This window comes from Dolichospermum sp. FACHB-1250 (genome assembly GCF_014696335.1).
Taxonomy (GTDB): domain Bacteria; phylum Cyanobacteriota; class Cyanobacteriia; order Cyanobacteriales; family Nostocaceae; genus Dolichospermum; species Dolichospermum planctonicum.
Genome location: NZ_JACJPZ010000002.1, coordinates 14,246 through 38,183, shown reverse-complemented (window position 1 = coordinate 38,183; position 23,938 = coordinate 14,246). Strand labels below are relative to the sequence as shown.

20 protein-coding genes and 1 tRNA gene are annotated in these 23,938 nt (G+C 40.3%); 15 read left to right on the top strand and 6 right to left on the bottom strand.

Annotated elements, in window-relative coordinates; genetic code table 11:
* Window positions 1-92: 92 nt before the first annotated feature.
* The 11 genes from infA (at window position 93) to prfA (ending at window position 6,608) form a co-directional block, all read left to right on the top strand.
* Entirely contained in the window at window positions 93-317 is a 225-nt protein-coding gene (gene infA, locus H6F39_RS00860; protein WP_006276978.1) for a translation initiation factor IF-1, read from the top strand.
* Window positions 318-428: 111 nt separating this feature from the next.
* Entirely contained in the window at window positions 429-542 is a 114-nt protein-coding gene (rpmJ, locus tag H6F39_RS00855; protein ID WP_015079193.1) for a 50S ribosomal protein L36, read from the top strand.
* A 96-nt stretch (window positions 543-638) separates the two neighbouring features.
* Complete coding sequence (rpsM, locus tag H6F39_RS00850) at window positions 639-1,019, top strand: 30S ribosomal protein S13 (protein ID WP_028089020.1); 381 nt, start codon at window positions 639-641, stop codon at window positions 1,017-1,019.
* A 54-nt stretch (window positions 1,020-1,073) separates the two neighbouring features.
* The gene (gene rpsK / locus H6F39_RS00845) at window positions 1,074-1,469 is read left to right on the top strand and encodes a 30S ribosomal protein S11 (RefSeq protein ID WP_028089019.1); all 396 of its coding nucleotides are present in this window, start codon (window positions 1,074-1,076) and stop codon (window positions 1,467-1,469) included.
* 323 nt (window positions 1,470-1,792) lie between these two features.
* Window positions 1,793-2,737, top strand: a complete 945-nt coding sequence (locus H6F39_RS00840; protein ID WP_137906389.1) for a DNA-directed RNA polymerase subunit alpha — start codon at window positions 1,793-1,795, stop codon at window positions 2,735-2,737.
* Window positions 2,738-2,776: 39 nt separating this feature from the next.
* A complete protein-coding gene (rplQ, locus tag H6F39_RS00835) occupies window positions 2,777-3,127 on the top strand; it encodes a 50S ribosomal protein L17 (RefSeq protein WP_190396051.1) in 351 nt (116 codons plus the stop codon).
* A 104-nt stretch (window positions 3,128-3,231) separates the two neighbouring features.
* Window positions 3,232-4,065, top strand: a complete 834-nt coding sequence (gene truA, locus H6F39_RS00830) for a tRNA pseudouridine(38-40) synthase TruA (RefSeq protein WP_137906388.1) — start codon at window positions 3,232-3,234, stop codon at window positions 4,063-4,065.
* A 34-nt stretch (window positions 4,066-4,099) separates the two neighbouring features.
* Entirely contained in the window at window positions 4,100-4,555 is a 456-nt protein-coding gene (rplM, locus tag H6F39_RS00825) for a 50S ribosomal protein L13 (RefSeq protein ID WP_027402083.1), read from the top strand.
* Window positions 4,555-4,971: a 30S ribosomal protein S9 gene (rpsI, locus tag H6F39_RS00820; protein WP_028085236.1), complete on the top strand. Its 417-nt coding sequence runs from the start codon at window positions 4,555-4,557 to the stop codon at window positions 4,969-4,971. The genes rplM and rpsI overlap by 1 nt, the downstream gene beginning before the upstream one ends.
* Before the next feature lie 173 nt (window positions 4,972-5,144).
* Window positions 5,145-5,381, top strand: coding sequence for a 50S ribosomal protein L31 (rpmE, locus tag H6F39_RS00815; RefSeq protein WP_137906387.1), 237 nt, complete (start codon window positions 5,145-5,147; stop codon window positions 5,379-5,381).
* Window positions 5,382-5,507: 126 nt separating this feature from the next.
* Window positions 5,508-6,608 carry a peptide chain release factor 1 gene (gene prfA, locus H6F39_RS00810; RefSeq protein WP_137906529.1) on the top strand — a complete coding sequence of 367 codons (1,101 nt, stop codon included), beginning with the start codon at window positions 5,508-5,510 and terminating at the stop codon, window positions 6,606-6,608.
* A gap of 45 nt (window positions 6,609-6,653) precedes the next feature.
* Here the strand turns inward: prfA and H6F39_RS00805 are convergent, their stop codons facing one another.
* Window positions 6,654-7,154: a 2TM domain-containing protein gene (locus H6F39_RS00805; protein WP_190396050.1), complete on the bottom strand. Its 501-nt coding sequence runs from the start codon at window positions 7,152-7,154 to the stop codon at window positions 6,654-6,656.
* A gap of 254 nt (window positions 7,155-7,408) precedes the next feature.
* The gene (locus H6F39_RS00800; RefSeq protein ID WP_137906385.1) at window positions 7,409-8,314 is read right to left on the bottom strand and encodes a M48 family metallopeptidase; all 906 of its coding nucleotides are present in this window, start codon (window positions 8,312-8,314) and stop codon (window positions 7,409-7,411) included.
* A 32-nt stretch (window positions 8,315-8,346) separates the two neighbouring features.
* Between H6F39_RS00800 and H6F39_RS00795 the strand changes: the two genes are divergently transcribed.
* Window positions 8,347-8,532, top strand: coding sequence for a hypothetical protein (locus H6F39_RS00795; protein WP_190396069.1), 186 nt, complete (start codon window positions 8,347-8,349; stop codon window positions 8,530-8,532).
* A 513-nt stretch (window positions 8,533-9,045) separates the two neighbouring features.
* On the opposite strand, the gene H6F39_RS00790 is transcribed toward H6F39_RS00795, so the two are convergent.
* Entirely contained in the window at window positions 9,046-10,239 is a 1,194-nt protein-coding gene (locus H6F39_RS00790; protein WP_190396049.1) for a helix-turn-helix domain-containing protein, read from the bottom strand.
* 351 nt (window positions 10,240-10,590) lie between these two features.
* On the opposite strand from H6F39_RS00790, the gene H6F39_RS20530 reads away from it, so the two are divergent.
* Both H6F39_RS20530 and H6F39_RS00780 read left to right on the top strand, forming a co-directional pair.
* Window positions 10,591-17,610 carry a LamG-like jellyroll fold domain-containing protein gene (locus tag H6F39_RS20530; RefSeq protein WP_190396048.1) on the top strand — a complete coding sequence of 2,340 codons (7,020 nt, stop codon included), beginning with the start codon at window positions 10,591-10,593 and terminating at the stop codon, window positions 17,608-17,610.
* An 880-nt stretch (window positions 17,611-18,490) separates the two neighbouring features.
* The gene (locus H6F39_RS00780) at window positions 18,491-18,790 is read left to right on the top strand and encodes a hypothetical protein (protein ID WP_190396047.1); all 300 of its coding nucleotides are present in this window, start codon (window positions 18,491-18,493) and stop codon (window positions 18,788-18,790) included.
* Window positions 18,791-19,948: 1,158 nt separating this feature from the next.
* Here H6F39_RS00780 and H6F39_RS00775 read toward each other — a convergent pair.
* On the bottom strand, window positions 19,949-21,673 hold the full coding sequence (locus tag H6F39_RS00775) for an ABC transporter ATP-binding protein (RefSeq protein ID WP_137906640.1): 1,725 nt from the start codon (window positions 21,671-21,673) through the stop codon (window positions 19,949-19,951).
* A 150-nt stretch (window positions 21,674-21,823) separates the two neighbouring features.
* Window positions 21,824-21,895, bottom strand: a tRNA-Thr gene (locus tag H6F39_RS00770).
* A 33-nt stretch (window positions 21,896-21,928) separates the two neighbouring features.
* Between H6F39_RS00770 and H6F39_RS00765 the strand changes: the two genes are divergently transcribed.
* Window positions 21,929-22,192, top strand: coding sequence for a DUF3493 domain-containing protein (locus H6F39_RS00765; protein WP_137906639.1), 264 nt, complete (start codon window positions 21,929-21,931; stop codon window positions 22,190-22,192).
* Window positions 22,193-22,243: 51 nt separating this feature from the next.
* Here H6F39_RS00765 and H6F39_RS00760 read toward each other — a convergent pair whose 3' ends face one another.
* A complete protein-coding gene (locus tag H6F39_RS00760) occupies window positions 22,244-23,869 on the bottom strand; it encodes a DUF1565 domain-containing protein (RefSeq protein ID WP_190396046.1) in 1,626 nt (541 codons plus the stop codon).
* Between the last annotated feature and the right edge of the window lie 69 nt (window positions 23,870-23,938).

Sequence of the window (23,938 nt, the reverse complement as noted above, 5' to 3'; positions counted from 1 at the left end):
TTCATAAACTGTTGAGATATTTCTCTAATTGTGTTCTTTATGCATGACAAGTGTACAAGAATAATAGGAGATTGTTGAGTTGAGGAAAAAACTTGTCTAAGCAAGATCTAATTGAAATGGAAGGGACTGTCACCGAATCTTTGCCTAATGCAATGTTTCGTGTTGACTTAGATAACGGCTTTAATGTCCTAGCACACATCTCTGGAAAAATTCGCCGTAATTACATTAAGATCTTACCTGGCGATCGCGTCAAAGTTGAATTAACACCCTACGACTTAACCAAAGGTAGAATCACCTATCGTCTGCGGAAGAAATAAATCTATGTAGAGAATTCTACCATAAATCAATTGGTTTTTTTCTAGTTACATAACTGAAATATTTCTTCTATAAATGCTATAATCTACTATTTGGAGTCAATTTTAAAAGGCATGAAAGTCAGAGCCTCGGTTAAGAAGATTTGTGAGAAATGTAGCGTGATCAAGCGTCGTGGTCGCGTTATGGTGATTTGTGAAAATCCCAAACACAAACAACGTCAGGGATAGATTCAAATCTATCAAAGTTAAGAACGGGACTAAAGGCTTGAGGCCAGATCACGTTTTACTAACTGCAATTACGAAAACAATAGGGAGAAATTCATTGTGGCACGGATTGCCGGAGTAGACCTTCCCCGCGATAAGCGCGTTGAAATCGGTCTAACATACATTTACGGAATTGGCTTAACTAGATCACATCAAATTCTCGCGGCTACTGGTGTAAATCCAGATACCCGCGTCAAAGACCTAAGTGATGCTGATGTCACAGCCCTCAGAGGCGAAATCGAAAGCAACTATCAAGTTGAAGGGGATTTACGTCGTTTAGAAGGGCTAAATATTAAGCGTCTAGTTGATATTGGCTGTTACAGAGGTCGTAGACACCGCATGGGCCTACCTGTGCGGGGACAAAGAACTCGTACCAACGCCAGAACCAGACGTGGTAGAAGACAGACGGTGGCTGGGAAGAAAAAAGCTCCCGGTAAATAATTTTTCTAAACTTGCGGCAATGGGCAAGTTGTACCTTAAATTTACTCAACAAATATGGCCAGACAACCAACCAAAAAAACCGGGAGCAAAAAACAGAAACGGAACGTTCCCAACGGCATTGCCTACATTCAATCTACTTTCAACAATAGCATTGTCACGATTACCGATCAAAAAGGAGATGTCATCTCCTGGGCAAGTGCTGGTTCTAGTGGATTTAAAGGGGCAAAAAAAGGAACTCCCTTTGCGGCACAAACCGCTGCTGAAAGCGCGGCTAGACGAGCCACAGACCAAGGAATGCGGCAAATCGAAGTCATGGTTAGTGGCCCTGGTGCCGGCAGAGAAACTGCGATTCGGGCGCTCCAAGGTGCAGGACTGGAAATTACACTCATTCGGGATATTACCCCAATTCCCCACAACGGTTGCCGTCCACCCAAGCGCCGTCGAGTTTAAACAAAACTATTTTGGCACCCAAGCCGGTAGGTTGAAGCTCGGGAAAATAATCAGCAATGCCCTGTGTGGCTGGTAATTTTGAACTATTTTCCCCAAGGGAGTACCTATCCAATTTAGACCCATGGGGTAAATAAGTTCGCGTCACAAAGCGATAATCAGCTTTTCCCCCAGGTTGATCAACTTTGTGGAAACCAAAAAAACAATACCTGTAGGCTAAATTAAGATATCAAATTTAGGCGATAATTGCCAACTGTCAATTGTCAACTGGAAAACGAGGCAATTAATTTACCTTCTAGCAGCACCTTAAAAAGGGAGGCTACTCCATGGCGCAGTTTCAAATTGAATGTGTAGAATCTAATGCTGAGGAAAGTCGGAGCTATTACAGCAAGTTTGTTCTCGAACCTCTAGAGCGAGGACAAGGAACAACTGTTGGTAATGCGTTGCGGCGGGTGTTACTTTCTAATTTAGAAGGAACATCAGTAACAGCAGTGAGAATTGCTGGTGTTAGTCATGAGTTTGCAACGGTTCCGGGTGTGCGGGAAGATGTACTGGAAATCCTCATGCGCATGAAGGATGTGATTCTCAAGAGTTATTCTGCTCAACCCCAAATTGGTCGCTTAGTCGTGAATGGACCTGCTACGGTAACGGTGGCACATTTTGACTTACCCAGCGAAGTAGAAGTGATTGACCCAACTCAGTATATCGCCACCGTCGCTGAAGGTGGCAAACTGGAAATGGAATTTCGCATTGAGAGAGGCAAAGGTTACCGCACTGTAGAACGAGGCAGAGAAGAAGCCACATCTTTGGATTTTCTGCAAATTGACTCAGTATTTATGCCTGTACGGAAAGTCAACTATAGTGTGGAAGAAGCTCGTGGCGATGGTTCTTTGAAAGACCGACTCCTGTTGGAGGTATGGACTAATGGTAGCATCTCTCCCCAAGAGGCACTATCATCGGCCGCTGGAATTTTGGTAGATTTATTCAACCCTTTGAAAGATATCTCCTTAGAACTAACGGATATAGGTTCAGACTACCCAGATGACCCCACAGCCCAAATCCCAATTGAAGAGTTACAGTTGTCTGTAAGAGCTTATAACTGTCTCAAACGCGCCCAAGTCAACTCTGTAGCGGACTTATTGGATTATACCCAAGAAGACCTTTTAGAAATCAAAAACTTTGGTCAAAAGTCAGCGGAAGAAGTAGTGGAAGCTTTACAGCGGCGCTTGGGTATTACCTTAGCTCCAGAAAGAAGCTCCAAAAGCAGCTAAAGCAAAACCTAATAAATAAAACTTCATTAGTGCATTGTTATGCGTCATCGTTGCCGAGTCAAACAACTTAGTAAACCAGCAGACCAACGTCGCGCTCTCCTCAGAGCTTTGACAACAGAGTTGGTACGTCATGGTCGAATTACTACAACTTTAATCAGAGCTAAAGTTGTTCGCAGTAAGGTAGATAAAATGATTACTCTAGCAAAGGATGGCTCTCTAGCAGCCCGTCGTGAAGCTTTAGGTTATATCTACGACAAAACCCTAGTTCATGCACTATTTGAGCAAGCTCCTACTCGGTATGCTAACCGTCAAGGGGGCTATACTCGGATTCTCCATACCGTACCCCGTCGCGGTGATCATGCTGAAATGGCGATTATTGAACTAGTTTAAAGTTATTGGTTATTGTCATGGGTCATTGGTCATTAGTCAGTAGTCAAGAAAAACCACTGACAACTGACAATTGACAACTGACAACTGACAACTGACAAACAACTATGTTAGAAAGCGGCCAGCATTATCCCACTCAGCGAGTAGCTTTAGTTATTCAGTATCTAGGTACTCATTTTCACGGCTGGCAAAGACAAAAAGGACAGCGCACCGTCCAAGAGGAGATAGAAACAGCTATAGCCACGGTTTTGGGGTATCATGTAGCACTCCACGGCGCAGGTAGAACTGATTCTGGAGTCCATGCTGCCGCTCAAGTCGCTCATTTTCAGGCTACAGGTTTAATTCCCGCACATAAGTGGGCAAAAGTTCTCAACAGCTATTTGCCCCCAGATGTATTGATCAGGGCATCAGCAGGTGTAAGTGAAAGTTGGCACGCTCGTTTTAGCGCTGTTTACCGACGATATCGTTACACTATATACACCGAAGAATTACCGAATTTATTCGTAAAACCCTTCAGTTGGCATTATTATTATGCAGCCTTAGATGAATCCTTAATGACATCTGCCCTCAAACCACTGCTGGGAAAACACCATTTATCTGCTTTTGAGCGGGCTGGGTCAGTGCGATCGCATTCCTGGGTAGAAATACAAGCAGTAGAATGTCGTCGCAGCGGAGCTTTTATCCATATTGAAATTCAAGCTAATGGATTTTTATATGGCATGGTAAGGCTGTTAATAGGCATGATAGTAGAAGTGGGTTCTAGACAACGGACAGTAGAGAATTTCACCGAAATCTGGCAACAAGAACGGCGAGAAGAAGTGAAATATTCTGCACCTGCTCACGGACTATGCTTATTGAGAGTCGGTTATCCCGATTTTCCCTTTCCACCAAAAATATGGTATGACACCCAACCATACTTAGTCATGAATAATGACAACTGACAACTGACAAAGGACAAAGGACAAAGGACAAAAAATGAGTAGTAAAACCTACCTTCCCCCTCAAGCATCTCTTGAGCGTGATTGGTACTTAGTAGACGCTACAGATAAGCGTCTGGGAAGACTGGCCAGCGAAGTCGCTATGATTCTCAGAGGGAAGAGAAAAGCCGAATATACTCCCCATTTAGATACAGGGGATTTTGTGATTATTATCAATGCTGAGAAAGTAGCAGTTACAGGTAAAAAGCGCACCCAAAAACTTTACCGTCGTCATTCTGGCCGTCCCGGTGGCATGAAAACAGAAACCTTCGCTAAGTTGCAACAGCGCTTACCAGAAAGAATCCTCGAACACGCCATTAAGGGTATGTTACCTAAAAACAGTTTGGGTAAACAACTATTTACCAAACTAAAAGTCTATGCAGGACCTACCCACCCTCATGCAGCACAACAACCTAAAGAAATCACCATTAGTACAATTCCTGGAGAAAATTAATGCAGGTAGCAGAAATTAATAGCGGTCGTGCCGTTTACTGGGGTACTGGTCGTCGTAAATGCTCAGTGGCCAGAGTTCGCCTAGTTCCTGGTGCGGGTAAAATGACTGTTAACGGTAAAGATGGAGAATTGTATTTCCAATTCAATCCCAACTATTTAGGAGCTATTAAAGCACCTTTAGAAACATTGGGTTTGGAAAACGAATACGACATCGTTGTGAAAGCTGAAGGTGGTGGCTTAACTGGACAAGCTGATTCTATCCGTCTAGGAGTAGCCCGCGCTTTATGTGAGCTTGACCCGGATAACCGTTCACCTTTGAAAACCGAAGGGTATTTAACTCGTGACCCACGAGCTAAAGAACGGAAGAAATACGGTTTACATAAAGCCCGCAAAGCACCTCAATACTCCAAACGTTAATCACTTTTGGATTTTGGATTTGGGGTTTTTCTCCACCAGCGCAGCAATATGTATTGTCTCTGAGGGACGATAGAGATATATAATAGCAAAGCATGGCCTAAGCCATAGAGATTTATCTCAAAATCTAAAATCTAAAGTGTCAAAATTTATATACATTCACAACACAAAAAACAATGGCTAAACCTGATATTCACCCTAAATGGTATCCAGACGCTAAGGTCTACTGTAATGGTCAAGTAGTGATGACCATTGGCGCTACCAAGCCCGAACTCCACGTAGATGTTTGGTCTGGAAATCACCCCTTTTACACTGGTACTCAGAAAATGATTGATACTGAAGGCCGTGTAGAACGCTTTCTCCGTAAATATGGTATGTCCAGCGCTCAAACTGCTGACGATAATCAAAAGTAGCGGGTTGGCTATAGCTATTTAAGCGAGTGCATGGCGGAAGCCATAGACGACCCCGCACTGCGCTGGGTCGCTTCTCATTTTATGCTTGAGCCAACTTGTTATTTTTTAGGAGCATTTATAGTCATCATGGCAGAATTATACTTACTGGAGAAACTTAAATCCGTTGAACAAACCTTTAATGAATTAACACGCCGTTTAGCTGATCCTGATACCGCTAGTAATCCTGATGAGTATCAAAAAATTGCTAAGTCTCGTTCTTCTTTGGAAGAGGTAGTTAATACCTATGAAACTTGGAAAACAGCCCAGGATGAATTGGTAGGGGCGCGTCAAATACTCAAAGAGTCTAATAGCGACCTAGAGTTGCATGAGATGGCCGCATTGGAAGTTAGCGAACTAGAAGAAAAGCTAGAATATTTAGAAAGTCGCTTAAAGGTATTGCTGTTACCCCGTGACCCCAACGATGATAAAAACATTATGTTGGAAATCCGCGCTGGTACAGGTGGTGATGAAGCAAGTATCTGGGCAGGAGATTTACTGCGAATGTATTCCCGGTATGCTGATAACCAAGGTTGGAAGGTGAAGTTAGTCAGCGAGTCCCCTGGGGAAATGGGCGGTTTTAAAGAGGTAATTCTAGAAGTTCAAGGTGATAGTGTTTATAGTAAACTCAAGTTTGAATCTGGTGTACATCGTGTACAGCGCGTACCAGCAACGGAATCTGGGGGAAGGGTTCACACTTCTACCGCTACTATAGCGATTATGCCGGAAGTGGATGAAGTGGAAGTCCATATTGATCCGAAAGATATTGAAATGAGTACAGCCCGTTCTGGTGGTGCGGGTGGACAAAACGTGAATAAGGTGGAAACAGCCGCTGACTTATTTCACAAACCTACAGGTATTCGGATTTTCTGTACAGAAGAACGTAGTCAGTTACAGAATAAAGAACGGGCGATGCAAATTCTCCGGGCTAAATTGTATGAATTAAAACTGCGAGAACAACAGGATGCTGTCACTTCCATGCGGAGATCCCAAGTTGGTACGGGTTCTCGTTCGGAAAAGATTCGCACCTACAACTATAAGGATAGTCGGGTGACTGACCACCGTTTAGGTCAAAATTTTACCCTTAATCCTGTCTTGGAGGGTGATATAGAAACGGTGATCCAATCTTGTATATCTCAAGACCAACAAGAACGGTTAGCAGAATTAGCCGCCTCCGGTTCTAGTAGTTAATTATCACAGGAAACAGGAAAAATAGATAGTTAACTGTTCTCAGGTTTAAGGACTAAATACCTTAAACCACTTATTTAAAACTGTATTAATTGTTTGTTTAATTTGATGGTTGCGATTCCATCTTTGAAAAGCGATTTCGTAATCTTCCCCTTTAGTTTGAAAAGTATTCCAAATATCTAAAGATATGGCTAATGCAGAAGCGACTAAGATATAAAGTGACCAAGAAATACCGCCACTTAGGGAATCCATGGCTAGGAAAAAAATGTTAATAATTGCGTAATTTCCGAGACGTTTTTTAAATTTACTGCGACGATAAAGGTTAAAAGCTTGACGTTGCTCGACTTCGCTTTGTTTAACCAACCAATCTCGTTCCGCTTGTTGGAGATTATCAGGTGATATTTGTAACTCTTTAGCAATTTCCAATATCTGTTGATAGGAAAATTCTTGATTATTGTCATTGACTTGACGAGAAATTGCTAATTGTAGGATTTGCTGTACATCCTCTTGAGTATAGGAACGCAGGGTATGAGAATTAAGTTCTGTCATAATTCTTGCTCAAATAAACGTTTTCATAGAGAACCACACTACTATCAGCAATATTGGTACTACTTCCAGGTTAGCAAATTTAAATCTATTCTGGTTTAGTTCTTTTTCGTGGGTTCTAGAGTGGTATCTGTGGTTAGATGAAGATTTGAAGGATAATTAACCGCAGATTAACGCAGATTAACACAGATGAAGACTGGTGAATTTATTTGGGGATATTTTTATTGGGAAATCTCTAACAGCAATACCCAGTTAAATTACCAAGAATTTAAAAAATTCCATCCTTCTTTTTCTCCTGTTTCGGGTATTTCTTCTGTTACTGGTGTGTTGATATTTTCATCTTGAATTAAACGATTATATGCTCCCGAATCAACCCATTTTAATAATTCACCAGTTCGCATGACTAACCAAGAAAGATGAGATTCTGAATAACTTAATATTTTCGTAACTTGATCTAGATTATCAACACTATTAGCAGTAAATTCGCGGGATTGAATTAGGAAATCTTCGATGACATTAGGGGTTAAATACTCTTCTGGTAAACCCGCAAGTTTCATTAATGCGGTAGTTGCAACATGAATATTTTGACAAGCTAATAAACCTGCACGGTCTGCTGTAAATTTTGCCATCATTACCCAATTATATAACGCTAATTCCACACCACTAGCGATCAATCCTCCTAATCCTAATGTGGTACTACTTAACCATACTTTCAATGCCGGCATGACAATTGATATTTGATGATAAATCATATGTTGACTTTTAATTCTAGCAATTTCGTATCCAAAAATAAATAGTAATTCATCATAGTTTAACCATTCCATTGCTTCAATATTAATCCCAATAATAGGTTTTTCTACGCCAATAATATAGGTTTGAATATGTCCTGTGCCTCGAAACAAATACAATTCAGGAATGGTTGTCACATCCAGAATTTGGCAAGCTTCTAGCAATGGTTGATATAATTGAGGAAAATTCCGGGGTGTAACTCTGATTTCACTAGCAATACTTTGTAATCTCAGTAAACGATCAATACCATATTCGTTGACTTTTTTCAGTAAAGGAGAAATACCGGGCATATTTTGTAAAGAAGCCAAAGCTTTTCGATCAAAAGGGTGTTCGTAAGCTGTTGAACTGATTCCAGTTAATATTTTTTTTGTCATGGGTAAGTAGGTTGGCGTTAAAAATTGTCGTTATGACAAGGGAACAGGGAACTCTTAACTGGGAACAGGGAACTCTTAACTGGGAACAGGGAACTCTTAACTGGGAACAGGGAACAGGGAAGAGGCTTCGCCGTGAGCGTCAGCCGAACGGTTTTGGGCAACTTTACTTTTCGTTACTTATGTCGGTTTTTTTTCCGTTCTCCTACTTAGTGGGTTAATTTGGTAATATTATTAATATAATTAAATTATATAGCTAATGACACCCTCCGCAAACGTAAAAAAATCCCGTTCAAAACTCAAATATATTCGTAGGTTGGGTTGAGGAACGAAACCCAACATTTTTGAGTTCTCATCTAAATGTTTTGTTGCTCATGTATATTTTATATTCTATGCTTTGTAAAAATCTGTAGCCAGAATTTCCTCTATTCTAACTTGACTTTATGATTTTACCAGAGCGATCGCTTTTACAGCAAGTAGCTTTGAGTGAGATACACCTTGTGCGGGCAAGATGCCCGCACCACAAGAGTTTTATTATTGATATTTGTACTTCATAAGATCGGGAACTGCTGTAAAAGATGTTTGCCATTTCAGAAAATGCTGAGAAACGAAACCCGACATTCTACCCTATTTACAACATTTCGGCCCATTTGTTGGGTTTGACTGCGTTCAACCAAACCTACAAACAATGGTCAAGTTATTGTTTACGAACCCATATTTTTATTCACTAATTCTCATACAGGTTTTGGTTTAAATTGTTCCATAACGTACTCCATAACTACAGGTTGCAAAGTATATTTACCTGCTTTTTCCTGAATTAAAGAGCGTGAATGTAGCCTTTCTATTGCTTGCCAAAAATGGGATCTAGAAATATGAGGTAATATATTTTCTAAATCAGTAATTGTTGTTAATTGCCAGTTAATTGCCAAATAATAGATGATTTGCTTTTCTAGATCACAGAGACAATTTAACTGTTGTTCTAGCAACCTGTGAAGATGATAACTGACTAATAGGGTATTCTGTGCTAGAAATTTGCTAATATCACCATTAAATAATTTGATGATAGCATTAATAGCTATTTGAATTTTTAAAGGATTATTACCATATAAATCGCATAATTCATATTTTTGTTGTTCTGTCCCCAATAGTTGTTTTGATTGTATTAAGGAAAACGCTGTTTTAAAAGAACCAAACAATCTCAAAGAACGCACTGAGGATGACCAGTTTTCCAGTAAACTAATTTGGTCAGGTTGATTTCGACAGGTGAAAATTAGACAGCTTTGATGATTGGTTTTCGCAATTACTTGGATAATATGATTATATTCGCTATCAAACTCGTCTACAACTATTTTGATGTCATCCAAGATAATCAGACAACGATAAGCACGCAAATAATGGATAATTCGATGAATATTGGGTTTACTTTCCTTGTAATTGGACACCAAGGATAGCATATCAGTAATCATCTCATCAAAAGACAGGACATTAGGCACATAACGCCAAAAAACGTAATCAAATTGATTTTGAATTTGTTTTGCTAGTTGAGTAGCTAAGGTTGTTTTTCCAACTCCAACCATACCGAATAATCCCAGTACACGACAACCATCTTGTAAAATCCATGACTGTAATTGTGTCAGTTCTTGGCTATATCCGTAAAATTCTGAAATATCAATTGCAGTTCCCCAGTCTAGAAATTGATTTGCATTTGGTTTTTTTTTGCGTATTTGTGCGTATGTGGGAGTGGTAGATATTACTTGAACACTGGTAGTAATTTCTTGCCAATCTAGATTTAATTTACGACACAGTTCTTCAAAGCTTGTATAACTAACAGGTTTACCAGTCAGAAAATTACTAATTGTAGATAGGGATAATCCTGTGTCATAAGCTAAAGATCTTTGGCTGGGGTAGCCATTAACTCCAAGTGCCATATTAACCTGTTGAATACGGTCATTGCTTACTTTAATTGACTTTCGCATATTATAAATAATTTACATAGAGACAGCAATAATCCACTTTTTCAGGCAGATTTGACTAAATTTCAGATGTTATGAGTGATATCTTCTCATAATCAGTGCGTCATGTAAATCTATCTAAAGATAGATGACAATGGTTGTTTTGTTTTTTGGTGTCAAAATTAGCTCTCAAGTCAGATGAAGTCAGATGAAGTCAGTTTTTCTCAGTACGGAAGTCACTTAGCAGTGGAATAAAATATTTGAGTGGAAAAGATTTTTCCTAGCACAGTTCAGAAACATCATGTAATCAGATAGAGGGTTATCTTCATGGCAAGATTTACAGTCACCAACAATAACGACAGTGGCGCAGGTTCTTTGCGTCAAGCCATCATTGATGCGGGTAATGTGGTTGGAGTAGATACTATTGATCTCACCAGCGTCAGCGGCACAATTAATCTCAACAGTTCTCTCGGCAATCTGAATACAGGTAACGATATCAATTTTGTTGATGATGGTAACACCACCATTAGTGGTCAAAATGCCTATCAAATTCTTGCGGTAAATGGTGCTAGTGTTACCTTCTCTAGACTTAGCTTTGTTAACGGTTTAGCCAGAGGAGGCGATGGTAATAATGGTGGTGGCGGTGGTTTAGGCGCTGGGGGGGCACTGTTTATTAATGCAGGTAATGTCACCCTGAATAATGTCACTTTTAGCGGTAACAGGGCAGTTGGCGGTAATGCCAATGGTAATGCTGGTTCTGGTGGTGGTACTGGGTCTAATGGCTCAGGTGGAGGTAGTGGTGGGGGATTTAATTCTACTACCAGTGGCGGATCAGGTGGTGGTGCTGGTATTTACGATTATGATACTGGCCGTCCTGGTGGAAACGGCGGGTCAGGTAGCTTTGGTGCAGGTGGTGGTGGTGGCGGCGGCGGCGGCGGTGCTTATGAAGGCGGTTTTTGGTATGATCCTAGCGATGGTGGTGGTAATGGTGGAAACGGTGGAAACGCTGGCTTTGGTGGTGGCGGCGGCGGCGGCGGCGGCGGCGGCTATGATTATGATTACTGGAGTAGTAATGATTATGGAAGCGGTGGAGCAGAAGGAGCCGGCGGTCAGTTCGGTGGAAATGGAAACGGTGGAGCCGGTGGTGATAACAGATCAGGCAGTCGCGGCGGCGGTGGTGCTGGTTTAGGTGGTGCGATTTTCGTTAACTCTGGCGCGAGTTTAACCCTACTAAATAGCGTTTTTACTGGCAACTCAGCCACAGGTGGTACTGGTGCAAATAATGGTCAAGGTGTTGCTGCAAATATTTTCGTCAATGGAGCTACAGCCCAAGCCATTGGCACAAACTACAGTGATACCTACGGTACAATCAATGCTGTCTCCTTCCTCACTAATGCCTATGAGTATAACGGGTCTATCTATCGCCTCACTACCGCTGGAACATGGCAACAAGCTCAACTTCAGGCACAGAGTTTAGGAGGAAATCTTGTCACCGTCAACAATCAAGCCGAGCAGGATTGGTTAGTTACTACCTTTGGTCCTACGGAACGGCTATGGATTGGCTTGACAGATGAGGAGACAGCAGGCCAATACAAGTGGGCGAGTGGTGAAACATCTACCTACCGTAACTGGGCTACAAATGAACCATCTGATAGTGCAGGCCATGTTCAAGATTATGTGTATATTAATTATCTTTCTCCGGGACGGTGGGATGATTTAGGTACAGGTCAACTCAGAGGCATTATTGAAAACAAGTTTTACGAGTATAACGGCAGTAAGTATCTCTTAACAGGTCCTGGAACATGGAAACAAGCTCAAGATCAGGCACGGAGTTTAGGCGGAAATCTTGTCACCGTCAACAATCAGGCCGAGCAGGATTGGTTAGTCAGTACCTTTGGTGGTAGTGAATTACTGTGGATTGGGTTGACAGATGAGGTGACAGAAGGCCAGTTCAGGTGGGCTAGCGGTGAAACCTATACTTATACTAATACTAACTGGAATTGGAATACTGGTGAACCAAATAATCTCCGGAATGAAGATTATGCGGGGATGAATTGGGGTGGGGCTGGTAAATGGAATGATTACCCCAGTACCTGGTCTCAAAGAGGCATCATTGAAATCAATCAGTATGGTGCAGTGGGGGGTAATCCTCAATCTCAGTTTTTCAGTTTAGCTAAACCCGAAAAATTTACCATTAGTGTTATCGGCGGTTTTGGTCCTGATATTTTCCAACTCAGATCCTACGACGGCTTAACTACATCTCAACAGGTTTCCGGTGGGCAAGGCGGTGATATATTTAATATCTCTCTTGAAGGCTCATCTGGGATAGTTGGGCTAGATTTCAATGCAGGTAAACTCAAAGATCTAGCCACAACGATAGTAACACCCAACTGGGATATTAAGAATGAACGTAGAATTGCGAATATGGCTCATGCCTCAATTCAAGCAGGTATAGATATTGCTTCGGGAGTGACACAAGGAATAAATATTACAGGCATAGGGAATGGTTTTATTAGTGCTGCTGCTGCTGCTGCTAAGGGAGCTAATACTATAGCGAATATAGCAGCAAACTACTTTTTAGACATCAAAGAAACTAATGCCAAGTTAAATCAACTCGGTAACTTCTTTGATGGTCAAGGAGCAAATGGCTGGGGAACCGTTAACATCACCCAAAGCCGTTCTTTGGTGGAGATTCTGGATTTTGAACCAGGGATAGACACCATAACCTTACCCAAGCTAACTGGCAATCAGAACTACACCTTTACTTTAGCGGCGGGTAATCAAAATGCGGTATTAGTTGCACTTTACAACGGAACCAATGCGTCTATACCTTTTTTGAAAATTAACATTGCTTCAACTCTTCAGGGACTTGTAAATGGTCAGAATATTGGTTTAGCGCAATTTATCCAAAGCTTGTTAGTTAACAATTCAGCCAATAGTGTTATCGGTAAGACCCTTAATGATTCTAGTAAAGTAGCAGTTAGTGGTGCAAGCTACACTGGAACTATGGCTGGGGATTATATCTATGTTGCTCAAAATAACCCCACTGTCGGCTCTGTCAAAATATACGGTAATGCTGGTGATGATATTCTGGCGGGAGGTGGTAATAATGGCAGTAACGAAATATATGGTGGAGATGGGGATGATTTCATTGTACCCGGTGGAGTGAATGACACTATTGATGGTGGTGCAGGATATGACCAGGTTAATTATTCACAGAATGCGGTAGGAATTTCTATCACCAGTAGTAATAGTACCAACTTCAAAACCGTTGAATCAGTTACAGGTACTGTCTACAACGATACTATCAATTACAGTGACTTACAAGTTGCCCCAGATGACGGATTACCCATAAATTTAGAGGGTAGGGCAGGAAATGACAGTCTTGTAGGCAGTCAATATCGGGATGTCATTGATGGCGAAGATGGCAATGATACCTTAATTGGTGGTGCGGGTAGCGATATCCTCAAAGGTGGTGCAGGTGATGATATTCTTAACCCTGGTTATAGCCAATACTCCACTGATACGGTTGATGGTGGCGATGGTAATGACCTACTGCAAGTAAATTACAGTAACAAGACTAGTGCTAGTGTAGGTATTCATTTAGGATTTCAAAACAATAATGTCATCTACCATCGTGCTGGAACTAATGGTGATAATTATGAGTTAGTTAAGTTTTCCAACATTGAACGTTTTGATATCACTGGTACACAATATGATGACGTTTTTGAGGGACGTTCAGGTAATGATACCTTCAATGGTGGTGCTGGTAATGATATTCTCAATGGTGGTGCAGGTGATGATATTCTTAACCCAGGTTATAGCCAATACTCCACTGATACGGTTGATGGTGGCGATGGTAATGACCTACTGCAAGTAGATTATACCAGCAAAACAGATAATGCTGGTATTCATTTAGGATACCAAAATACAAATCATATCTGGAATCGTGTTAATGGTCAGATTTTAGTCAATGTCTCTAATGTAGAAAACTACAATATCACTGGCACACAATATGATGACGTTTTTGAGGGACGTTCAGGTACAGATACCTTCAATGGTGGTGCTGGTGATGATATCTACATCGTAGATAGCACCACTGACACCATTACCGAAAATGCCAACGAGGGTATAGATACCATTCAATCTAGTGTCACCTTAACTCTTGCTACCAACGTCGAAAATCTGACCCTAACGGGAACAGCAGCAATTAACGGTACAGGTAACGCAGGTAATAACGTCATCACTGGTAATGCTGGTAATAACACCCTTGATGGTGGTGCAGGTAACGACACTCTTAATGGTGGTAGTAGGGATTCTTTACTGTCTTTAGATGGTGTCAATGACTATGTGAATCTCAACAATCCATCTCACCTGAATTTCACAGGAGAGATTACCATAGAAGCTTGGGTGAAAGTAAAAGCTACAGATGGACTGCGGAATATTGTCGCTCACGGGCATACTAACAATCCCAATGGTGAAGTATATCTCAGGGTTTACAATGGTCAATATCAAATTGCCTCTTGGAATGGTAGAGATTACATGGCTACCTTTGCCATACCCAGCGCAGATATTGGCAATTGGGTTCATCTGGCTGGAGTGTATAATAGTCAAGCTCAGGCATGGCAACTCTACCGCAATGGTATACTTGTTAATTCTACTGCTGCCAGCGTAGGAGCATTATTGGTTAATGAAAACTGGGCAATTGGTGCCAGAGGAAATGGAACAGAACGATTCTTCAACGGCGACATTGACGAAGTTCGTATTTGGAATAAAGCCAGGACTCAGCAAGAAATTCAGGCAAACCTGAACCAAACTCTAGCTGGAAATGAAGCTAACTTAGCTGGTTACTGGAATTTTGACAACGTTTCTGGCTCGACAATTACCGACTTAGCCAAAGGCAATAATGGTACTTTGACTAATGGAGCATCTATTATTGTAGCCAGTGACATCCTCATAGGCGGTACAGGTGATGATATCTACATTGTAGATACCACCACTGACACAATTACTGAAAATGTCAACGAGGGTATAGATACTATTCAATCTAGTGTCACCTTAACTCTTGCTACCAACGTTGAAAACCTGACTATAACAGGAACAGCAGCCATTAACGGTACAGGTAACGAACTCAATAACGTCATCACTGGTAACAGTGCTAATAACATCCTTGATGGTGGTGCTGGTACAGATACCTTAATTGGTGGTACAGGTGATGATATCTACATTGTAGATACCACCACTGACACGATTACTGAAAATGTCAACGAGGGTACAGATACTATTCAATCTAGTGTCACCTTCACTCTTGCTACCAACGTGGAAAACCTGACCCTGACAGGAACAGCAGTAATTAACGGTACAGGTAACGAACTCAATAACGTCATTACAGGTAACGCTGCTAATAACATCCTTGATGGTGGTGCTGGTATAGATACCCTAATTGGTGGTTTAGGTGATGATATCTACATTGTAGATACCACCACTGACACAATTACTGAAAATGTCAACGAGGGTATAGATACTATTCAATCTAGTGTCACCTTAACTCTTGCTACCAACGTTGAAAACCTGACTATAACAGGAACAGCAGCCATTAACGGTACAGGTAACGAACTCAATAACGTCATCACTGGTAACAGTGCTAATAACATCCTTGATGGTGGTGCTGGTACAGATACCTTAATTGGTGGTACAGGTGATGATATCTACATTGTAGATACCACCACTGACACGATTACTGAAAATGTCAACGAGGGTACAGATACTATTCAATCTAGTGTCACCTTAACCCTTGCTACCAACGTCGAAAATCTGACCCTAACGGGAACAGCAGTAATTAACGGTACAGGTAACGAACTCAATAACGTCATTACAGGTAACGCTGCTAATAACATCCTTGATGGTGGTGCTGGTACAGATACCTTAATTGGTGGTACAGGTGATGATATCTACATTGTAGATACCACCACTGACACGATTACCGAAAATGCCAACGAGGGTACAGATACTATTCAATCTAGTGTCACCTTAACCCTTGCTACCAACGTCGAAAATCTGACCCTAACGGGAACAGCAGCCATTAACGGTACAGGTAACGCAGGTAATAACGTCATCACTGGTAACGGTGCTAATAACACCCTTGATGGTGGTGCTGGTACAGATACTCTAATTGGTGGTTTAGGCAACGATATTTACGTTGTAGATAGCACCACTGACACCATTACCGAAAATGCCAGCGGTGGTACAGACACCATTCAATCTAGTGTTACTTACACGATTGCGACTCTTGCTCTTGCTAACGTGGAAAACCTGACACTGACAGGAACAGCAGCCATTAACGGTACAGGTAACGCAGGTAATAACGTTATTACTGGTAATGCTGGTAATAACACCCTTAATGGTGGTGCTGGTACAGATACTCTAATTGGTGGTTTAGGCAACGATATTTACGTCGTAGATAGCACTACTGACATCATTACGGAACTTGCTAATGGAGGTACAGACACCATTCAATCTAGCGCCACCTTAACTCTTGCTACCAACGTCGAAAATCTGACCCTAACGGGAACAGCAGCCATTAACGGTACTGGTAACGCAGGTAATAACGTCATCACTGGTAACAGTGCTAATAACATCCTTGATGGTGGTGCTGGTACAGATACCTTAATTGGTGGTTTAGGCAACGATATTTACGTTGTAGATAGCGCCACTGATACTATTACCGAAAATGCCAGCGGTGGTACAGACACCATTCAATCTAGTGTTACTTACACGATTGCGACTCTTGCTCTTGCTAACGTGGAAAACCTAACTCTGACAGGAACAGCAGCAATTAACGGTACAGGTAACGCTGCTAATAACGTCATCACAGGTAACACTGCTAATAATACCCTCAATGGTGGTGCTGGTAATGACACCCTTAATGGTGGTGCTGGTAATGACACCCTCACCGGAGGAGTTGGAAAAGATACTTTAATTGGAGAGTTGGGAGTAGACCGTTTTGACTACCGCGTTTTAACTGATTCTGTTTTCAGTAACTTTGATATCATTACCGGACTCAATGCTAGTGTTGGCAATGATTTATTCCTCGTTACCACTGCCCGCAGCGGGTTCAATAATGTTACCACACCTGTGACAACACTTGATGCAACCGGAATTGCAGCTAGGTTAACTCCTGCTGTGTTTACAGTTAACTCTGCTGCTCAATTTACTTTTGGTACTCGTACCTTTGTCGCTATTAATGATGCTACCGCAGGATTTAGTGCCACTACAGATGCTATCATTGAGGTGACAGGTTTAACTGGTACTTTAGGAATCAGTAACTTTATTACTACCTTAGTGTAGCTTCTGGTATTCTTGAGGTAAACCACTTTGTAGAGATGTTTCATGAAACGTCTCTACATTATTCTTGTTATTGATGGGATATGTAAGGGTTTAGCAGTGATAATTGGTGTCAACTTAACGTAAAACCCATAACCCAACTGGGAATTAATTCCCAGTCTCATAGCAGAAGTTGTCTTTTGATGACTAAAAGAACTAGAAACGTTAGATATCACTTTTTTGTCAAGTCAATAGGGAATTTTGGCGATCGCTCAAATTAGATCATTTTAGATCATTTTTGAGCAAATTTATGGCTAAAATTGTTGAAGGAATAGCTATTAATTTTGTAAAGTTTTATATCAGCCGGAGAAATTAATTTCTAAAACTACTGTCAATAAAGGGTTTGAGACTAACATCTTTTGAAAGATCCAAAATTGACAATAGTCACCTAATTATGAAATTATCTGGAATAATAGCAAATCGCTGAAAGTATAGCAACCTCGTTTGTAAATAGAAAAGATTCTTAATTAATTATTAAGAAAATCTAAGGGCTGCTAAAAGTTATAAATATCAAAAGTATTATTGATTTTACAGCGAATTTCAGGTAAATGAACCACGGTTTTTGTTTCGCGCAATCTCTCTTAGAGATCCCGAAGGGTAGGCGCAAAGTAAGGAAGGCGCAAAGGGAGAAGGTAATCAAAATCTGGTTTAAATAGATGAAAACTGCTGTATATAATTCAAGCTTATCATATTATTTCATGATGGTGAGCGAGAGGCTTGAGCTAGAGGCTTGAGCGAAAGGCTAACAAACCCGCCATTGCATCCGACCGATAACCGCTATATGGTATTTATTGCCTGAAATAGTGTATAATCAAGAAAAAATTCACTAAGGGCATATATAATTATGAATACATTGGAAAAATTAGAATTGTTGAGTGAAAACTGTAGCGACAACACAGAATTAGATAGAATTATTGGACAACTTTTAAATGTAATTTTAACCCGTTATGGTCAAAAACTCGCTATTTATAATTTAGATATAGATAAATTTGAGAAAAAATATCAACTCGCTTCTGAACAATTTTTAGAACAATTTAACTCAGGAAATTTAGGAGATGAAATGGATTTTTTTGAGTGGTTCGGCTTATGTGAACTACGCAAAGATATTTTACAAAAAATCCATAAATTAAAACAAGCTTTATGAAAAATGTTAGAAATGCCGATGACTATTTGGCAATGTAATCATGAAAAAAATCTATGTTGCAAACCATTCAAGGAATCTATAAAAACGGTAAAATATAACTTTCTGAAACACCCCAAGACCTTCTTACAAACTAAACCTACTGCTTGTCCAGAAATAATTATACAGCATTAAGGTATAGCAGAAAATATTATCTTTGAATCTTATTGAGATGAACTATTACCAGCTAAAGAAATAGAATTTTAATCATGGCTTATCTACCCGATACTTGTGTTGTAGGGTGCTTTGCTATTGCATACAGCAAGTAGCTTTGAGTGAGGTACACCTTGTGCGGGCAAGATGCCCGCACCACAAGAGTTTGATTATTAATATCTGTACTTCATAATATCGGGAACTGCTGTAAATCCTGCAAATAAACAGATTGTTGATATCTGACACACTCTACCAATGTGCCAGTTGCGTAAGTTCTGTAATTTTTGGAGGTTGGGTTGTAGCAAGATCCTGAGGGGCATGAAGTGAAACAGTTTCAAACCCAATATTAGCGGTGTGATAGTCAGGGTTGTTGGGTTTCGTTTCTCAACCCAACCTACAATACTGGTATCCTTTAGGGAAACCACATTGTAGAGATGTTTCATGAAATGTCTCTACATCATCCTTATGATTGATGCGATATGATCACGATTCAATTATTAATAACCGCACATTAGAAAATTTAAACGATTTATTTGATAACATGGTGCGTTACGCTGTCGCTAACACACCCTACATACCATAAGTTACTCTATTTGTCAATAGTATATTTGTACTATCAGTCAAAGTACATTATTTGTTGAATAATTTTTCCCCAATTTACCCTTGAAAACTACTGCTAATTTGTAAAGTTTTGTATTTTTTTGAAAATTGATCTCTGAAACGACTGTAAATAAAGACTTTTAAAGATCATCTTTTGAGCAGGGTACAAAATTGATAATAGCAACCCAATTATGAAATTCTCAATAATTCTAGCAAATCGCGGAAAGTATTGCAAGCTCGTTGCTAAATAAAAATAATTCTCAATTAATTGTTAAGAAAATGTTACATAGAATTGCAGCTAGATTTGAATATTAAAAGTATTATTGATAATGTATAATGTAACCTTATCATTTCATGCAGTGAGTAACTTTAGGAAAACTGTTGAGCATAGTACCGCGCATATTTCCCTGCTAATTCTAACAATTGCTGATGATTTCCTGATTCGACAATTTGTCCTTTCTCTAATACTAAAATGCGATCGCATTTTCTGACAGTTGACAATTTATGAGCAATAATTAATACAGTGCGGTTTTTCATCAATCTCTCTAAAGCTTCTTGTACCAAAGCTTCTGACTCAGAATCTAAAGCAGACGTAGCTTCATCAAGTATCAAAATTTGCGGGTTAAGCAGGACTGCGCGAGCAATAGCTATTCTTTGTCTTTGTCCCCCTGATAAATTCACACCTCGCTCTCCCACCCAAGTATGATAACCTGCCGGTAATTGCTGAATAAATTGATGAGCATTGGCGATTTTTGCGGCTTTTTCAACAGCTTGAATATCAAAATCATTCTGTCCAAAGGCGATATTTTGGGCAATAGTTCCCGAAAACATAATTGTTTCTTGGGGAACGATGCCAATTTGTTTTCTTAAACTATTTAAAGTCACATTTCGGATATTGATATCATCTATAAAAATCTCTCCAAATTCCGCATCATAAAATCGAGGTAACAGGTTCACAAAAGTAGTTTTACCAGCACCGGAAGCACCAACTAAAGCAACAGCCTGACCGGGCATTATTAATAAGCTAATATTTTTTAAAACCGTTTCTCCCGATTGATAGGCAAAAGTAATATTGGAATATTCGACTTTACCATTAACAGCAGGTAAATTAATAGCATCAGGTTTTTCTAATACCGTTGGTTGAATTGCTAATAACTCAAAAACCCGATCAATTGATGCCTCACCTTGTTTAAATTCATTATAATTATTAGTAGTATGTCCAATTGGGTCAATTAACAAAGCTGCTGCTGTTAAATAACTAAAAAATTCACCGACGGTTAAATTACGTTGAGATATTTGCCAAGTTCCTACCATTAATAAAGATAAGGCACTGACAGCTTCTAAAAACCCGACAATGGGAATTTGAATAGCCTTTAATCTTTCTACAGAATATTTAGCTTTAAAACTGCGTTCTGCTTCAAAACTAAACCTATCAATTTCGTATTTTTCCGCTGCAAAAGCTTGAATTAAGCGAATACCGCTAAAAACCTCTGTTAAAATAGCAGATAAATCAGAAATACGACTTTGACTTTTGAGGGAATATTTTCGTAAACGTTCCCCAAACCAACCAATTAAAATTCCCATAATTGGGGCAACAATTACCGTGGCTAAAGTCAGTTGCCAGTTTAAATAAATCATGTAAATGGGAATAGCAATTAACTGTAAAGCACAGGGAGTAAAATCATGGAAAAGCTTATTAATTACTTCTCCAACCCGGTCAATATCCTCCGTGAGACGATAAGATAAATCTCCAGCTTTAGCAGTTTCAAAAAAGCTGAGATTGAGTTTTTGTAAATGGGTATAAACCTGTTGTCGGAGATCAAAAGCTACCCTTAAAGCGGCCTTGGCCATGTATAAGTCTTGCACGGACTGAAAAAAGCCCCTGACCAGAAAAATAGCAGCACTGATTGCGGCTAATTGAGCGATCGCTAATACATTACCATTACCAAAGGGAACTGCTAACTTCCCTGCGACATTAATTAGGGTTAATGTTGCCAGCACATAGCCTAAAATGCCCACAAAACCCTTAATAATAGTTGGCCATTGGGTGCGGATATAGGGTAAAAGTTGCCAATAATGAGAACGTGTTGTCAAGTTGTAACATCCACAAAAAAATATTTTCCTTTGTTTGACAATAGCAGTTTTCGGTTACTATGGGGAATAAACATTGACTGCAAAAAACAGCAACCGCGACATTAATTTGCGAACCGCAACATATAATATAATCTGCGAATGTACACTTAAAGCCGATGATGGGATTTGAACCCACGACCTACTGATTACGAATCAGTTGCTCTACCCCTGAGCCACATCGGCCTACACAGTCAAACATTATAACATAATTTATTGATGATAGAACCAAATTCTCCAAATAATCTCAAACCGCAACAATATGAACGTTTAAAAGCGGAAGTAGCCGCACCCTATCGGGGGTTAAGGCAATTTATCTATATCAGCGTGGGTGCTTCGGGTTTTATTGGTGCCTTTGTCTTCTTTTTCCAACTCCTAGCAGGGCGCGATATTGAACGAGCATTGCCTAATTTTGCAATCCAGATGGGAGTAATTGGGCTAATGGTGTTTCTGTGGAAATGGGAAAATAGAGGGGATAAATAACAGACAAGAGGGAGAAGAGAAGATCATATTTCTCCTCTGCCCTGTTGCTAACTACTTAGTAGTTACAAGATATTGAGAAGCAATAGGTTGAACACGACCAGCACTAACCAAAGCTTGATAGACAAATGCCGCAATATCGGCTCTAGTTGCTTGACGCTTAGGAGCAAGCTCTTTCACGTTTGGATAGTTAATGACTAATTGCCGTGAAGTTGCTGCGGCCACAGGACCTGCTGCATAACTGGGAATTTGACCAGCATCAGTGTAGAATTTGATTGCATTCTGATCACTGGCAGTTAAACCCAAACCGTTAGCTAAGGCCACTATTGCCTGGACTCTGGGAATTTGTTGTTCTGGTTTAAAGGTTAAGTCAGGATAGCCGCTCAGGAATGGACTACTAGAAGCGGCTTGAATAGCACCATAACCCCAATAATTACTTTTTACATCTTTAAAGGTAATGGCTTTGCGAGTTGCTGAGGGTTTAAAGGCTTTGTTGATAATGGCAGCGAATTGCGCGCGAGTTACGGGTTCATTGGGTTTGAAACTGCGATCTGGAAAACCAGCGATAATACCTTGAGAAGCTAAAGCTTCAATGTAAGCTTTTGCCCAATAACCTGTTTGCACATCTTTAAAAGCAGTATTACCATCAGGAGGTGCAGTCACTGTAGCAGCAATAAAATCAACAGGACCGGAGATCTTCTTCTGGTTAATATCGTTGCCAATTGCCGTAATCTTGCCCCTAGTGGAATTGTTCAGATCATAACGAGCGTTATCACGGATGAGATTACCACCAGGATTGCTGCTAGTACCGAGGTCAGGGGCAGCATTAATGGTAGCGACTATACCATCCTGTGTATTATTGCGAATTGCGTTTTTACGGAGTATGGGTTTTGCTGTTTCCGAAATATACAAACCACTCTTATTTTGAGTGATGTTATTAGCCTCTAATAAAGGTGTGGAACTACCACCAATTGCTACACCGAAACCAGTATTCTGAAATAAGTTGCCACGAATCGAACCTTGTGCCGATTTAGTTACGGAAATGCCCTGACCCCCGTTTTTCAAAAAGATGTTACTTTCAATTTGGGGATTAGCAGTACCAGTAAGATAAATACCATCTCTATTGCTGTTAGTAAAGGTACTATTTTTGATCACAGGGTTACTTGATTCTACCCATACAGCAGTCCCGCGTGAATTAGAATTGGTAAAAGTTAAACCTGTAATAATACTATTATCGTTAGCTAACAGTGTAATATCCTGTTTTGCCCAGGTGCGACTGGTGTAAACACCACCACCACTAATTAAGATACCTTGACCTTTGTTACCCTCATCACCTTGAAGTGTCACGCCTGAGTTAAGGACTAGGGGAAATGTTTCCCCAGTATCTTTACTATAAGTACCAGGGGCGACTTGAACTACTGTTCCTGGTTGAGCCTTGGAGAGGGCAAAGGTAATTGTTTTATAAGGTGCTGCTACGGTTCCAGCACCAGCGGTATCTTGTCCTGTAGCTGAGTTAACGTAAATTATGGTGGCTGTGGCTGAGGCTTGGGCTGTTAAAATTGGGGTAGCACTAGCCTTAACCTGATTAGATACCAGAGTAGAACTACCAGCAATTAATAACAAAGCTGTAAGGCTGGCTTGCAAGGATAAACTAGAAATATGGAAACCCTGATTTTTCATTTTCTTACTGAATTGTGTGTTTAATGATGGTACTTTCACAAGAGTCTCAGGTGACAGATTGAATTCTGT

What these genes read in the sequence shown, in the direction of transcription:
- rpmE (WP_137906387.1), top strand. Translation starts at nt 5,145, where the DNA reads ATGGCTAAACCTGATATTCACCCTAAATGGTATCCAGACGCTAAGGTC.
- H6F39_RS00765 (WP_137906639.1), top strand. Translation starts at nt 21,929, where the DNA reads ATGATAGAACCAAATTCTCCAAATAATCTCAAACCGCAACAATATGAA.
- H6F39_RS00780 (WP_190396047.1), top strand. Translation starts at nt 18,491, where the DNA reads ATGAATACATTGGAAAAATTAGAATTGTTGAGTGAAAACTGTAGCGAC.
- truA (WP_137906388.1), top strand. Translation starts at nt 3,232, where the DNA reads ATGTTAGAAAGCGGCCAGCATTATCCCACTCAGCGAGTAGCTTTAGTT.
- H6F39_RS00795 (WP_190396069.1), top strand. Translation starts at nt 8,347, where the DNA reads ATGACAAGGGAACAGGGAACTCTTAACTGGGAACAGGGAACTCTTAAC.
- rplQ (WP_190396051.1), top strand. Translation starts at nt 2,777, where the DNA reads ATGCGTCATCGTTGCCGAGTCAAACAACTTAGTAAACCAGCAGACCAA.
- rpsK (WP_028089019.1), top strand. Translation starts at nt 1,074, where the DNA reads ATGGCCAGACAACCAACCAAAAAAACCGGGAGCAAAAAACAGAAACGG.
- H6F39_RS00790 (WP_190396049.1), bottom strand. Translation starts at nt 10,239, where the DNA reads ATGGCACTTGGAGTTAATGGCTACCCCAGCCAAAGATCTTTAGCTTAT.
- H6F39_RS00760 (WP_190396046.1), bottom strand. Translation starts at nt 23,869, where the DNA reads ATGAAAAATCAGGGTTTCCATATTTCTAGTTTATCCTTGCAAGCCAGC.
- prfA (WP_137906529.1), top strand. Translation starts at nt 5,508, where the DNA reads ATGGCAGAATTATACTTACTGGAGAAACTTAAATCCGTTGAACAAACC.
- rpsI (WP_028085236.1), top strand. Translation starts at nt 4,555, where the DNA reads ATGCAGGTAGCAGAAATTAATAGCGGTCGTGCCGTTTACTGGGGTACT.
- H6F39_RS00805 (WP_190396050.1), bottom strand. Translation starts at nt 7,154, where the DNA reads ATGACAGAACTTAATTCTCATACCCTGCGTTCCTATACTCAAGAGGAT.
- rpmJ (WP_015079193.1), top strand. Translation starts at nt 429, where the DNA reads ATGAAAGTCAGAGCCTCGGTTAAGAAGATTTGTGAGAAATGTAGCGTG.
- rplM (WP_027402083.1), top strand. Translation starts at nt 4,100, where the DNA reads ATGAGTAGTAAAACCTACCTTCCCCCTCAAGCATCTCTTGAGCGTGAT.
- H6F39_RS00800 (WP_137906385.1), bottom strand. Translation starts at nt 8,314, where the DNA reads ATGACAAAAAAAATATTAACTGGAATCAGTTCAACAGCTTACGAACAC.
- H6F39_RS00840 (WP_137906389.1), top strand. Translation starts at nt 1,793, where the DNA reads ATGGCGCAGTTTCAAATTGAATGTGTAGAATCTAATGCTGAGGAAAGT.
- H6F39_RS20530 (WP_190396048.1), top strand. Translation starts at nt 10,591, where the DNA reads ATGGCAAGATTTACAGTCACCAACAATAACGACAGTGGCGCAGGTTCT.